We start from the raw sequence: 12,550 nt of genomic DNA on the forward strand, positions 1-12,550 counted from the left end.
CTGACCTTGTTGAACCAACCGCCGCTGGCGGTCGACGGAAGGCATCGTTAGGGTTTGGCCAGACTCACTTTCTTTCCAATATGATCGCGCCACAACCCGAGCCGCTTTATTCGATATTCAACAAGTTCCGGTGAGGTCCCGAAGAAGGACGCGATCTCAGGGGCACTTTTGCCACCCGAGACCATACGCTTGATCGGGTCTCGTGGAAGCAAAGTTGCCGATGCCAAGAAATACGCGTCATGCTCTTCAGCGCTATCATATGTTCGACCGAAGCAGCCAGCAATCTTAGCTATCTTGGTCAGCTTGTGCCCGGCAAGAATATGCCAATATTCCTCAAGGAGCGTCACTCTTTGTCTCTCAACGGTATGGTAGTCGTTTAAAAAGACAACCCACCTATCCTGATCGGAATTTAAGGGAACGCTCATAGCGGACCACTCGCCTCGCGACGGTCCAGTAAGTGTGTTCTTTGCCTTTCCAGTAATACAGGAGGTATCCCGCAATCGCTCTACGATAACAGAATCAACAACCAAATAGAATGGATCTAGCGGGTCGCTTTTCTTCAGTCCTAAATCTTTTCGGAAATCTTCGGCCGTCTGCTCCAGATCTTCCTTTGACATGGCGATAACTTCAGCATCTATCGGCGCGCTGCTCGGTTCTGATATGTCACCCTTACTATAGTGCTGACGAAGACACACGGCAGCGTCCAGCAGGGTTTGCACAGTCTTGGAGGACGCGTTTTTGCCAGCGCGGAAGTGAACGAATGCCACCCGATCAAAGCCAAGCTCGTGTTCATCGGCATCGGGGCCGAGCCACTCGAGCAGCCTAATTTTGGAATTGTTGTCGGGCGACCCGTCGCCCCGCTCGATGCGGGCCAGCGTGGAGAAGCTGATTCCCACAATCCCCGATAATGCCCTTATACTAAGACCTTCGCGTTCCCGCTTCTCGCGGACCGCCCCGACGAGCTTTTCTTCGAATTCGTTCATGTTCACCATTGTGCGATCAGCACACCTTGACACGCTTCGCTTCAGAATACACCCTGTGCTGGTGACACAGACTCGCACATCGGCAAGCAAAATGAAAGTGTTGTTGACCGACGATGCGCGGGCTGAGTTGCATCGGATTGGCGTCGGTTTGGACGCGCGCCGGCCCGTGCGGGTGAAGGACGGGGGCATCGTTATCCTCGACCCACAGCCCACATCACCCACTGTCCAGGAGAAAAGTGATGAGCAACAGCAAGGAGCGGGAGGACCCGCAGCCCGATCATGGCAAAGGTCCACCCGGCGGCAAAGGTCGTCCGGTAGATCACGGGCGCCCCGTGCCGGATCACGGATCGTCGGCCTCGCCGGCAACTACGCCGGGCAGCTAGAGAATGTGCAACGGGCATACCCCGGCGCAACTCTCCTCCCCGATGACCATGGAGTATGGCTTCTCGCTCGCAGCCAAGTGATAGATGGCTTATCGCGAGAAGCCATATTCCTTATTGCCCTACCAGAAACGCCAGCGGTCGAGCCGCGTGGATGGGCGTTCTGGCAGCAAGATGGGCAGGTCGAATGGATCGGCCCGCGACATACCAATTTCCCTGACGGCTCGGTGTGCGCTTATCACCCCATGCTCGATAAAGCTTGGTCGCCAGGCAGTGATTTGTGCACGTTGCTGGACCTTTATAGCGTATGGGCGCTTCGCCAGCTTCATTTGGTGGTGTTTGATCGGTGGCCGGGACGCCAGTATGCGATGCTGGATGAACTGGGCCAAGCTGATCCCTATTATCGGCTAACCCAGTTTAAGGAGGCCGAGCTTTGCAACTGCGGATCAAATCGGCGCTATGGCGAATGCTGCCGGCCGCATGATCTGAAGCTACCCTTCCCGTCGATTCTGCACGCCTTCAAAAGCCGTAATCTCGGTCTCGGCATCTTTGATCGAGCCCCTCCCGCCGAAATTGCAGTGTTGATTGCCGAAGGAGGACAGAATCCCCCACCCCCCATGCTTGGGGTTCACTCTACTCTGCGGGCTCATATCGCGGACGTAAGGGGGAATCCTTAGCCCTACATCCCGTAAGAGATGCTCGATCGGGTCAGAGGGAAAAGCATTCCACTTCTGACGAAATCCCCAATGCCAGGTGCCGACGACTTCCGAGCCGTCGAACCATGTCGAGAAGTTCAGCTTCGGAAAATGCAGCACGCGGGCCGCCCACCATATTTTCTCAATATCGTGGTCGCCTGGACCCTTTGCCCATGGGGTCCAGCCCTTGCATAGCCGTTGCGCCAATTCGCTGTTTCGCATCTTCAATCCCACGGAATGATGGATAAAATAGCGGGGTATATCCGTCGTAATAGGGAAGTCTACGAACTGCCGGCAGGTGGAATTTACCAGATTTGTTCATCACTCTTGCAACAAATTCAACTTTAGGAGATGCTAACTCGGCCTTGGGAGGGCTGGAGGATGAGAATAAAAGCATTTGTGGCACTTGGTGCCACGGCAGCGCTGGGCGGCTGCCAAACAAGCAATCAAGCCGACTACATGCAAATAGGCTACGGGCCTAGTTTCTACCTCGCCCACGCTCAATGCGAAATGCATAAGGGGTCGGTTGACCAAGGCTATATTGCTATCGGGTCCCCGGGCTTTGTTGCGGGGGCCGGAATCGGGAATGCCCTCGGCAACTTGGCTGCCGAAGATCACTATATGAAGAACTGCCTCATCCTAAGCGGGTGGAAGCGTGCCCCGCATGGCCAGGGCGCCACGGCAGCTCCAGCCGTTGCTGGTGGCGCGCCACCGACACCCTATGGGATCCAGCGTGCACCTGGCAGCTGGATCAATACGGCGCTGCTGGACTGGTCAGACGCGAATAACAAGTGCGTCGCCGGCGACAAGCCCGCGTGTGGGACTCGAGCGAAGCTTGGTGCGCAACTGAGAGCCGCCGGCATAAACCCGGCGCCGGTCTAGGGGCCATGCAGTGGAACCTGGCGATCTGCCTTGGCATCGTTCTGGCATTGAGCGGCTGCGCAGCGGATTATCTCAATCACTATGACAGCGTGACGCTCTCTGCCGGCGACGCCAATCGCGCCAATAGCCTTGCCCAGATAGTCGACCCGTTCAACCCGAACAGTCAGAACACGCATATCGAGGGCGACGGCCAGCGAACAGCTGGAGTCATCCAGGCCTTTCGCGGAATCCCGCTGACACCGCCAGGCCAAGGTGCGCGCCAAGGTGGCGGCGGGGACTCTGGCAATCATCCATGCGATCTGCGCAATGGGGTTGACAGCCTAGGCCGGGCTTGTGGTGAACGTGCCGCCGAAGCGAAACCGGGCGGCCGCACCGGACATGAGGCGAACTAGCAATGCTGCGTAGAATGCGATCGCCTCGCCGGAGGCCACTTGGCATGGTGCAAAGGCGCCTGATCTTGGTGACGGTGGTCGCGGCTGGCGCTCTGGCTGCGCAAACGGCCATGCAACACAGCGACCACATGCCCGAGCTCCATCTGCCGAATTGGACCAGCGCGGGCCTGGCGACGATTGCCGGCGTGGCATCCGTCATCGACGGCGACACGATCGAAATCCACGGACAGCGCATCCGCTTCAACGGCATCGACGCGCCGGAGAGCCAGCAGCTTTGTAAAAATGCGAGCGGGGCCGACTATCCCTGCGGCCGGCAATCGGCACAGGCGCTTGACACCTTCCTGGCCGCGTCGAAGCCAGTGCAGTGCACATTCGTGACCTGGGATCGTTATCACCGCTTTGTCGGCGACTGCCAGCGTGCCGATGGCGCCAGCGTGGCCGCCTGGATGGTCGAACACGGCCAGGCGATCGACTGGCCCCGCTACAGCCATGGTGCCTATGCAGCGCAGCAGGGGAAGGCGGAAGCGGCGAAGGTCGGGCTGTGGGTCGGAAAGTTCCAAGCGCCGTGGGAATGGCGCGCCGGGCATGGAGATAATGCCCAATCGGCGGTGAGCCAACCAGTCGGCATCATCAGCCGTCAACAGGTAGCGCAAAGCTACTCATGCCAGCCGCGGCGGAAATGCTCGCAAATCAGCTCGTGCGACGAGGCTCAATGGTATCTCAGTAATTGTCCGTGGGCGGCAAGCTCGACCGGGATGGCGACGGGCAGGCGTGCGAAACCTTATGCTAGGAATGGCGACGATGACAGCGAGACTAATTGGACTGGCTGTGGCTTTGTGCCTGCCCTTTCAGATGGTTGCGCTTGCGGCGGGAGAACCGACTGTGGTCTCCTGCAAGTTTGAGCACCTGCCTCCGATGCTGCTAACGTTCCGTGGCGGCATGGGAGCTAACGACAATACCCTGCAAGTCGGACAAAAACCCGCCCGTTCCGTTAAGCGTCGGATCAAGTTTGATGGTTGCCGAAATAGGGGTACAGGAGCTGACGTTTTCCCTTCGAATGCCCACCTCTGTTTCGATAGCCGCGCCTGGGAATGACGTCATCACATATTACGGAGACTGCATTAGCTCCCTACAACCGCGAGGATAACCGGTGCGGCTGCTTCTAAGGGCTGATGGAGCCGAGCGGCGCAACTGGCTGGATTTATTCTCGGCTCCGTTCGACCCTTCCGTTGAGGTGCTTAGTCAGGACGGGCAAGAGCATCTTGTTTTGAACGTGGCCCGGTTGGGCGCTAGTTCCACGCCCCGAGAAGCCTATGACGCTGGTAAGTTGGCCGTCAGATGTGGCATTGTCACGCATAACCCCGAGAGCGATTCATTCCACGTCATCGTCATGCGACGGCGAGTGGATTCCGTTTGGACGGTTACCAAGCGCGCCGATGGATTCGCCACGATAGACGCGGCAGCCACGGCCCTTGAGCCCGAGCTTGCCGACGGGTTGGCGCTTGAGCCATTGCCGCCCGGCGTCCCTATGCAAGCGCCACTTTTCGATCTCGCCGGCCGCGAGCCAAGCGAGGTGTTTTGGATAATGGAAACCCATCAACCGGCGGCCTGGGCGTTGAACCAGCTGTATCTTGCGCTGCCGAGACCCGACCGCAATTGGGTGAGCGATTCCCAGACAACCAACTTCCATACCCGACTGTGGGAAGCGCAGCTTCTCGCGTCTTTTCGCGAGCAGGGTCTGCTTGTCGAGCAGCCCTTTGAATCGCCGGATTTCCGCATTGAGAACCGGCTTGGCGGTGAAGCATGGTGGAGGCAGTTACGGCCAATCCTGCTGTGCCGTACAATCACGTCAACGCCGCCTTTGCGGACATGCCGACCAATCGCGAGGAAGTCTTCTTCGGCGCGGCGGCGTTGCGCTTCGCCAAAACGATCGGCAATAAACTTGCACGGCGGTACGACCAGCTTCCACATGCCAACGGCAAGCCGTGCATCCTGGCCGTTGCCGACTTCCAGGCATCCGGCTCGATGATGTGGAGCCGCGAAGGCCTGATCGGCTACCTGCTTGGTTCGGGAGCGACGGTCGCGGAGGTCGACGGCCGGCCGCAGGCTGTGCTGATGCCGGCCGAACATTTGCTGGGACCCGCGCGATTTCCCGCGGGATTGTTCGCCAACGATGAGCATGCCGAGCTATCCGCTGTGATTTTCACGAATGCCTGCTCGATGGCCAAACTCAATCGCGTGGCCATCTCTTGCGGTGGCGCGCCTGCCGGTCATCGCTACACCCGCATCGGCAATTTCTTCGACCGAACACCCGGCGCATTGAAGGGTATTCCATTTTGTCTCGACATCACGAGTGCCGACTATCGCGGGCTCTGGCCGCATGGCTACGAGCCATGGACGGCGGAGATGGAAGTCTTCCACAACCCCTTTGCGCGCCACCCGGTCTCCGTCGATCTCCTGCCCGAGGCGACCCATTGGTTCAGACAGGGCGGTGAATGGATCTGCAGTTCTGTCTACGAAGCTTCGATCCTGTGGTCGCAGACCCTGATTACCAGTTCCGATAAGACGGCGCCCTCGCTGGATGATTTCCTCAACAATGCCGCCCGCGGCTCGAGAATGGATAGCCCTGAGGCATGATCCACGAGAGCCGCCGCTTAAAAATTTCTGGTCACGAGACGTTGTCGACCCTTGTGACCGATCCGCAAGATCAAGATGAAGACATGCGACTTTCGATAAGCAGGCGTTCCCGTTACGACAGGAACCGTCGATTATCGGTGTCCGGAAGCGGATCGGAAGGCCACACCTAGTCAGCCAGCCCGAGCGCCGCCATCCAGGCATGCACCTGTCCGAAGGCATCTGTTTGCCACTGCGCTGGCGTGCGATCACCGATATGCGGCGTTCCTTCCACAAACTGGCGCACCCACACCGGTCCTATCATATCCTCTTTCGCGAACTTCTCCGCGATCCCCAGATAGCCCTCACGCGCATCCTTGATGTCAAGCAGTGGGCGACAGACCTCAGCGAGCGCCTCGGGACCGCCTTCGTAATTGCGGATGCAGTAATAAACGTCGTAGGCATCCTTGCGCTTCTGGCGCCGCATCAGTGCCTGGCCTTTCATCGCCAGCAGCGCCGGGATGGAGGCAACGGCAATCTTCACCCGGTTATGTCCGCCGCCCGGCATCGTGCCTTCAATCGCCGTCAGTTGGTGAAAGCGCACGGCCAGTTCCGCACCGGACGCGCGTTGCACTGCAAATTCCGATAGCAGTGGGGGAATGTTCTTCTCGATCTCAGCGTCACGCGGCATCAGGAAGTCGACGATCACGTCGACGGGTGGCCCACCGTCGGCCACTTCAATCGTGCGAACAAGCTGGAACCGTCGGTGCTCCGCGCTCTGCGAATAGCCATTGCCTATGAGGGCCTCGACCAGCCGAACATATTCGCCATCGCCAAGCGCCTCCGCATCCAGCGTCAGATCAATGTCGATCGTGCCCACATGCTGCATGTCGTCGGCCTCCAGAAGCAGCCACGGTACGGCTCCACCGACAACAGCGAACTTGCCCTCGAAACTGCCAAGGATCTGTCCGATCTCCATAAGCGCGGATTTGACCGCAGCGCTGACGCGGTCGGTATAGTCGGCGGCGGATTGTGGATCAGGCGCTAATGCCATTTGAGCAACTTTTCTCTTAGATGTTCGGCGGCCTCACGCCCACGGTCGTCGAGATGCGAGAGGTCAAGATAGGTAAGGATCGGGGACGAGACTGGCGGTCCGCCGGGAACCTCGACGCGCTCCTTCAGGATGGCTGGATCATCCGGTTCTATCACTTCGACATTGGCGCCGCTCTTCGATGGCTTCAACTTGAGCGCCTCGATCAGTTCCGGCATGGCCGCCGTGTCGGCATAGAGAGTCGTCAAGTTGCCGCGCATATAAGGCGCAAGCCACTGTGCTGCTGAAAGACCGCCAAGCATGGCATGTCCGTCCGTCTCGCGCCGGCTCAACGTTTCGCGAAGCGCTTCGTCCAACTGGCGCCCGTGAAGGATAGTGTACCAGGACGAACGCTTGCCTCGAACCGGCTCGTAGGAATCGCGCCAGGCATCCAGCATCGCGTCCGGCGCGGTCAGGTGAAGGCCTTCGTCATCCACTGCGGCCCATTCCCTGTCGCGCAGCGCCGACCGCACATTGCTGGCATGGCCGAGGCTGACATCCGCTGCTTCGGCGAGGTCGGCCACCTTCCAGGGCCTTTTGGGATCGCGCAAAAGCGTACGCAAGACCTGCCCCGCCTTCGGTGAGAAGACGGCGCGAAAGTTTCGCGCCGCCGGCTTCGGTTTGTCGGCTGTCTCCCGCTCGATAAAGACGTTGTCGAAAGCGATCCGGCAGTTGCCGGCAAGGTCGAGCCAGCCCATCCTCGCATTCGCGCAGATGTTGCGCGACTCGGGAGAGAGCCATGACGCGGCGACCAGAGGAACGACGACGTCGGAATGCGCCAGAGTCTGATACCGCGCCATACAGGCATAAAGCTGATCGATCGCGCCTCGGACCTGCCGCGGGTATCCCGGCTCTTTCACCTCGCACATCAGCGTGATGACGCGATCCGCCATTTTGACACGGGCAAGAATGTCAGCGCCGGCCATCGGCATATTGGGGCCGGTTCGCAGGTCCCATTCTTGGTCGATGGACTGGATTTTGAGCGAGGGAATCCGTTCCAGCTGCTGACGCAATGCGTCAGCGACTTGGCTTTCGATCTCTTTCACTCGTTCATAGGTTTTCATTGTGAAATGAAATAGCCAATTTTGGTGAAATTGGCAACTGATTTCACCGCGATATGCTATTTCACTTTGTGGTGAAACATGGTGTATTAGTGAAATCCGCTGCGCTTCGAGCCAGTCGGACCTGCTCGGCATTCAGCGTTCCAAGCGCGTGATGCACTTCCCGGCACGGGCGTCAACGACAACCTTGCCGATAAGGCCAGGAAGCTCGGCATCCCGGTCTGGAAATTCGGCGGCGCGTAAGCACCACCATCGCACGCGGCAATTGTGTTCGCGATGAACAACCGTCAAATTCGAGCGCAGTAAACTCGGAACCGCGTCGCGCAAAATTGAGAAACCACGTGCTTACCATCACCCATCCGGAATTACTTGGCGGTCTTGTGAACTTTCCCGGTGGGCTGTTCCCAATACGCATTCCAGGCGAGAGCGCTTTGCGCTTGATCATCAAATGCCCAAAGGAGTGGATTCTCGCCGCCAAGCTTAATCGCGGCTTTCGCATCTATGTTGCGCCGTTGATGGCCAAAGGCCGGAAATCATGCGGAATGGTATCTGCATTCTTCGATGATGCCGATGAGCCGCTCACTCTATAACAGCGCTCTTTGATGATGAATTCACGGCCGAGATTCAGGAGTTTTTTGCCTCGGATAAACTGAGCGTGCACATGTTCGATGAGCATAATCGAGAACTGCTTGGATACAGCGCGACGAACGATGAGGCCGCACGATTTAAAGCAAGCATGAGCGCGATGGCCTTTGCTCCGTTCTCGGTCGAGCTAGCTCGCGATATCCATGACCAACTGCCCGAGTGGTTCGGGCTCCGGACCGCCAAAGACGATGACGAGGCCTATGCAATCTGCTTCGGCGAACCGCTGTTCCCCGATGACATGTACATCCAACACGTTCGGCTGGACGTGAACGCATATCACGGCGCAAAGACGCCGATCCACACGATGCTGGAACGCGAGGATGCCGGGCACTTCAATGAGCTTGATATCGTCTATGCGATGCAACGCATCTTCCAGAACGACGATATCTACCTGAACCCGATTCGCCACGACGATGGGAAAGAATTCCTGGACGTCTTGCTGATCACGCCGAACACGGTCTTCCGCGTCCAAGCCAAGGACAGCCCTAATACGGAGAAGGTCTTGCTTCGCTCGATCGGCCGAAAGAAGTCTACGGTCGTCGGACATCTCAAAAAAGCTGTCGACCAGATGCGTGGTTCAATCGGCTACGCCCGATCATGCGTTCCACTAAAACTCAGAACGGGCAAGAGCTATCACGAGATCGACTTGGGCGATCGTGATCTCGTTGGCTTGATTGTTGTCAAGGAGCTGTTCAATTCCGAATATTCAGTCTACAGCCCAGCTGTCCTCGGCTTGTTCAACGAGACAGCCGTTCCGTGCTTCGTGTTGGATTATCCCGAGCTGCATTCCTACACTCATCACCTCGCTGATGAAGCGGCCTTTATTAGCGCGCTCAATCAGGTGTTCACGGTTGCCATCGAGCGCGGGGAGTTTCCGAGGCTTCGGTTCGGCCTTAACCCGCCTGGCTGACGGGCCGAGGCTCCCGTTACATTTATGTCGCTAGAGCCTGGATCAATCTTGGCCTATAGGGTCGGCTTTGGTCGTGTCGCCAATCGGGATCGGTTCAACCACTGATATATTCTGCACGGCAGGCAGCCCTTCCAGATATGGAGCGTCCAGCGTCACATGCTCCTTTATCACCTGGATGCGATCAGCAAGGTTGCCCGCCAGGCCGACAATTGTGTCGGCGTGCAGTTCGACGAGTTCAACTGCCCTACCGAACAATTGGCGATCTAACTCATCAAGCTCGGATTGCGTCGTGCCTTCGTCGCTGACGTCGGTCCCGGCCCGCGTGATATTTCTCAGGATCTGGATCAGCTCGCGGGCTTTCGCGTGATCCTGCTCTGCGCCTTGGCCAGGATTGCGGATGATTTCAATCGCCCTCTCGACGGCAACGGCGCGCGTCGGCGCGCCGCCGCCTGGAAGTGTTTCTGCGGCGCTGCCGGCGTAAAGCACGACCACGCGTCGCGCGATGTAACTGGCCAGCAGTTCGATCGTGCCGGTCTGCTCCGGAAGTGCAATCGCGGCCATTCCACGGTGGCCGTCGAACGGCCCAGTCAACTCAATCGAAACATCGCCAGTACGGAAACCCATCGCCCGCGCCACCACATAATGCCCCATTTCGTGTTGGGCGACGCGGCGGGCAAGGTCCTGAAGATGATGCGGCAGGCGGTGTTTCATCGACACGTCCTAGCGAGATTCGAGACAGAACGCTCCAGATTATCGCGTTCACCTCTTCGATGGCATGAGTAGCGAAATGGCGCGGAGGTCGGCGCGGCCTGGAAACGCACCGGCGAGAAGGCCGGCGAATACGTCGCGCTGCTGATCGACAATCCCCCATGCCTGCATCCGATCCGCGCCAACCTGTTCCGCGACACGGATGCCGGTAACGCCTGGTCTCTACACTGGTCGCGCCCGAGCGATCGCGGCAGAAGGATTGAGCCATGCCGACTCGCGTCCAAACGAGCCGCCTCAGCGGATCCGGGCTGCTTTCCGCGGCCCGACGGAGGGCTCTCCTTCTCCTTACTGGCCTTGCCATCGCGAGCGTCACGCCCTCGATCTCGGTAGCACAGATCACGCCAGTCGCACGCCCTTCACCGCGCGATGCCTATGCCGATCACATTGCCGAGGCGTCACGCCGCTTCGGCGTTCCGATCGCAAATGTTCAGGGCGGTGATGCGTGCGGAAAGCGCCGGAGAACCGCGCGGTCTCCTCGGCCGGGGCGATGAGCCTGATGCAGATCATGCCCGCGACGTGGACCCCTATATCGCGAAGGTCCAGCGAATCGGGCAAGCGTGCGGCCACAGCTCGACCGGCCAGCCCTCCAACCAGCGGCAGTCGGCCTCGGTCGTAGGCAGAACCGACCTTTTTGGCAGTATGGAACCAACCAGGAAGCATTGTGGAAGAGCTGAATAGGAGGCTGAGGGCCGCTGATAACCAGAGACCTCCCCATACCCGATCCCTATATCGGGACGATCCAGCGGATCGGGGGAGCGTGCGGCCACAGCTCCAGCGGCATGCGCGGGTCCAGTAAGTGATCAAGCCGAAGCGGGTCCATGCTCGGTTTCAGATCAGAGACGAGCGCGAACGTCATCCTGGTCCCCATCGTGATGATTGCTACGCCGCGCAGGCAAAACAGACCCCACCGTCTCTGTCTCCGGCGGGAAGGCAGGGGTGGAACGCACCAGCCCGCGGGCAGATAGGGATTGGGGAACTTGTAGCCTGGCAGGAGGAATTGCGATAGCGGCGAAGTTACTGGCCACAGACCACAGATTTCACGTGCGGACCAAGCTGCCTGCTCATGGCAGCGCAACTTCTCGGGGTTAAGGGGCGGCCAGGGTGCAGCCCTGAAGGCCTCGGCTTGGCCGCTTTGCGCCTGGGGCTCGGAACCACGATCTATCAGTATGATGCGCTGGAACTGCTGCAAGATGAGTGTGAGGCTGTCGAGCACAAGCTCATCATGCGCGCCGTTGTGGAGAGCGATCGAGTGCATTTCCTGCAGGCCGGCGGCGAAATGAAGTTGGCGTTACCTGGGGAAGAGGATCTGCGGCGACACATGGCGAGGGGCAATGTACTTTTATGCCTCGTTAAGGAGCTCGAGGACGATGGCAGCTTGGCGCTGCATTGGGTGGTCCTGGCCGACAATGGTGTAAGAAGCGTGCTCGTCCTTGACCCCTGGAACCAAGACACACCAGATCCCGTGCGGCTGGAGCGTTTCTCTATAAAAGACTTCTTGGGGCGGATAAGCCACGGAGGCGAAAGGCGCGGGCAAGCGGAGGCTCAACTAGCACCCGCCTGTCTGGAAAACAGCGGCTCATCGGAATCGAACCTACTCTAGGTTAGATCAACAGGCCCTGCCGCTGGTCTTTCGGACACGAGGTTATATTGCAAGCCAGCATGGCGCTCGATGCGGCGAACCCAGCGATCGCTGCATGCATCACGTTTCCGGGCCGCGGTGGCGTCATGGCCTCGCTCGGACCGGTCCCGCGTAAGGCCCCGACCTGGCCAGACACCTCATGACACGCCGCGCACCGGCACGCTCGCACTGTTACGTCAACGAGGCTCTTCGAAATCGCTCCTTGCGAGCTCCTCGCTCAACGACGTCGGTCTCCTGACCGCTAGGCCATCTGGCTCATCAGGGTGCCTGTGCGCCAAATGGCGCACACCGGGTGCTCGTGAACCGAGCCCGCTCATCTTCGGCAGGCTCAGGCGGTCTCGGCCATACGGCTTCGCCCCCTGGCGCATGCAGCCCGTGCGGGCTGTGACGGTCGCCGCCCTTGCGGGCGACGCTGTCTTTTTGGGGTGGCCTTCCCGGCGGCGCGGTGTGGGCGGCTCTCCCTTCTAGGCCCGCCGCGGCGCCCCGCAACCC

12 protein-coding genes and 2 pseudogenes are annotated in these 12,550 nt (G+C 59.2%); 8 read left to right on the forward strand and 6 right to left on the reverse strand.

Annotated elements, in window-relative coordinates:
- Window positions 1-47: 47 nt before the first annotated feature.
- On the reverse strand, window positions 48-983 hold the full coding sequence (locus EOD15_RS03415; RefSeq protein ID WP_164761606.1) for an XRE family transcriptional regulator: 936 nt from the start codon (window positions 981-983) through the stop codon (window positions 48-50).
- 871 nt (window positions 984-1,854) lie between these two features.
- Window positions 1,855-2,280: a hypothetical protein gene (locus tag EOD15_RS03420; RefSeq protein WP_127318918.1), complete on the reverse strand. Its 426-nt coding sequence runs from the start codon at window positions 2,278-2,280 to the stop codon at window positions 1,855-1,857.
- Window positions 2,281-2,945: 665 nt separating this feature from the next.
- Here EOD15_RS03420 and EOD15_RS03425 point away from each other — a divergent pair.
- Both EOD15_RS03425 and EOD15_RS36525 read left to right on the forward strand, forming a co-directional pair.
- A complete protein-coding gene (locus EOD15_RS03425) occupies window positions 2,946-3,332 on the forward strand; it encodes a hypothetical protein (RefSeq protein WP_127310335.1) in 387 nt (128 codons plus the stop codon).
- A 68-nt stretch (window positions 3,333-3,400) separates the two neighbouring features.
- The gene (locus tag EOD15_RS36525; RefSeq protein ID WP_245463565.1) at window positions 3,401-4,234 is read left to right on the forward strand and encodes a thermonuclease family protein; all 834 of its coding nucleotides are present in this window, start codon (window positions 3,401-3,403) and stop codon (window positions 4,232-4,234) included.
- 470 nt (window positions 4,235-4,704) lie between these two features.
- On the opposite strand, the gene EOD15_RS36225 is transcribed toward EOD15_RS36525, so the two are convergent.
- Entirely contained in the window at window positions 4,705-4,932 is a 228-nt protein-coding gene (locus EOD15_RS36225) for a hypothetical protein (protein WP_206523026.1), read from the reverse strand.
- A 203-nt stretch (window positions 4,933-5,135) separates the two neighbouring features.
- Between EOD15_RS36225 and EOD15_RS35655 the strand changes: the two genes are divergently transcribed.
- Window positions 5,136-5,969: a hypothetical protein gene (locus EOD15_RS35655; RefSeq protein ID WP_185928969.1), complete on the forward strand. Its 834-nt coding sequence runs from the start codon at window positions 5,136-5,138 to the stop codon at window positions 5,967-5,969.
- Between the two features lie 166 nt (window positions 5,970-6,135).
- Here EOD15_RS35655 and EOD15_RS03440 read toward each other — a convergent pair whose 3' ends face one another.
- Both EOD15_RS03440 and EOD15_RS03445 read right to left on the reverse strand, forming a co-directional pair.
- Window positions 6,136-6,999, reverse strand: a complete 864-nt coding sequence (locus tag EOD15_RS03440) for a nucleotidyl transferase AbiEii/AbiGii toxin family protein (RefSeq protein ID WP_127310331.1) — start codon at window positions 6,997-6,999, stop codon at window positions 6,136-6,138.
- Window positions 6,990-8,231, reverse strand: a complete 1,242-nt coding sequence (locus tag EOD15_RS03445) for a type IV toxin-antitoxin system AbiEi family antitoxin (protein WP_127318920.1) — start codon at window positions 8,229-8,231, stop codon at window positions 6,990-6,992. Before EOD15_RS03445 ends, EOD15_RS03440 begins: the two co-directional genes overlap by 10 nt.
- A gap of 206 nt (window positions 8,232-8,437) precedes the next feature.
- On the opposite strand from EOD15_RS03445, the gene EOD15_RS03450 reads away from it, so the two are divergent.
- Both EOD15_RS03450 and EOD15_RS03455 read left to right on the forward strand, forming a co-directional pair.
- Window positions 8,438-8,686: a hypothetical protein gene (locus tag EOD15_RS03450; protein ID WP_127318922.1), complete on the forward strand. Its 249-nt coding sequence runs from the start codon at window positions 8,438-8,440 to the stop codon at window positions 8,684-8,686.
- Between the two features lie 71 nt (window positions 8,687-8,757).
- Window positions 8,758-9,651: a hypothetical protein gene (locus EOD15_RS03455; protein WP_127318924.1), complete on the forward strand. Its 894-nt coding sequence runs from the start codon at window positions 8,758-8,760 to the stop codon at window positions 9,649-9,651.
- A 42-nt stretch (window positions 9,652-9,693) separates the two neighbouring features.
- Here EOD15_RS03455 and EOD15_RS03460 read toward each other — a convergent pair whose 3' ends face one another.
- On the reverse strand, window positions 9,694-10,362 hold the full coding sequence (locus EOD15_RS03460; protein WP_127318926.1) for a peptidase M41: 669 nt from the start codon (window positions 10,360-10,362) through the stop codon (window positions 9,694-9,696).
- A 25-nt stretch (window positions 10,363-10,387) separates the two neighbouring features.
- Here EOD15_RS03460 and EOD15_RS36530 point away from each other — a divergent pair.
- The 3 genes and pseudogenes from EOD15_RS36530 to EOD15_RS03475 form a co-directional block, all read left to right on the forward strand.
- A pseudogene (locus EOD15_RS36530) lies at window positions 10,388-10,599 on the forward strand (DUF736 domain-containing protein); the annotation flags it as partial.
- 316 nt (window positions 10,600-10,915) lie between these two features.
- Entirely contained in the window at window positions 10,916-11,035 is a 120-nt protein-coding gene (locus EOD15_RS37325; RefSeq protein ID WP_348629420.1) for a hypothetical protein, read from the forward strand.
- 411 nt (window positions 11,036-11,446) lie between these two features.
- A pseudogene (locus EOD15_RS03475) lies at window positions 11,447-12,019 on the forward strand (peptidase C39 family protein); the annotation flags it as partial.
- Window positions 12,020-12,550: the final 531 nt, after the last annotated feature.

This window comes from Mesorhizobium sp. M7A.T.Ca.US.000.02.2.1 (assembly GCF_003996995.1).
In the GTDB taxonomy this organism is placed as follows: Bacteria; Pseudomonadota; Alphaproteobacteria; order Rhizobiales; family Rhizobiaceae; genus Mesorhizobium.

Excerpts from the sequence above, each read along its gene's own strand:
- EOD15_RS03415 (WP_164761606.1), bottom strand. The coding sequence starts at position 983 with ATGAACGAATTCGAAGAAAAGCTCGTCGGGGCGGTCCGCGAGAAGCGG.
- EOD15_RS03420 (WP_127318918.1), bottom strand. The coding sequence starts at position 2,280 with ATGCGAAACAGCGAATTGGCGCAACGGCTATGCAAGGGCTGGACCCCA.
- EOD15_RS03425 (WP_127310335.1), top strand. The coding sequence starts at position 2,946 with ATGCAGTGGAACCTGGCGATCTGCCTTGGCATCGTTCTGGCATTGAGC.
- EOD15_RS35655 (WP_185928969.1), top strand. The coding sequence starts at position 5,136 with ATGGTGGAGGCAGTTACGGCCAATCCTGCTGTGCCGTACAATCACGTC.
- EOD15_RS03440 (WP_127310331.1), bottom strand. The coding sequence starts at position 6,999 with ATGGCATTAGCGCCTGATCCACAATCCGCCGCCGACTATACCGACCGC.
- EOD15_RS03445 (WP_127318920.1), bottom strand. The coding sequence starts at position 8,231 with ATGCCGAGCAGGTCCGACTGGCTCGAAGCGCAGCGGATTTCACTAATA.
- EOD15_RS03455 (WP_127318924.1), top strand. The coding sequence starts at position 8,758 with ATGTTCGATGAGCATAATCGAGAACTGCTTGGATACAGCGCGACGAAC.
- EOD15_RS03460 (WP_127318926.1), bottom strand. The coding sequence starts at position 10,362 with ATGAAACACCGCCTGCCGCATCATCTTCAGGACCTTGCCCGCCGCGTC.
- EOD15_RS37325 (WP_348629420.1), top strand. The coding sequence starts at position 10,916 with ATGCAGATCATGCCCGCGACGTGGACCCCTATATCGCGAAGGTCCAGC.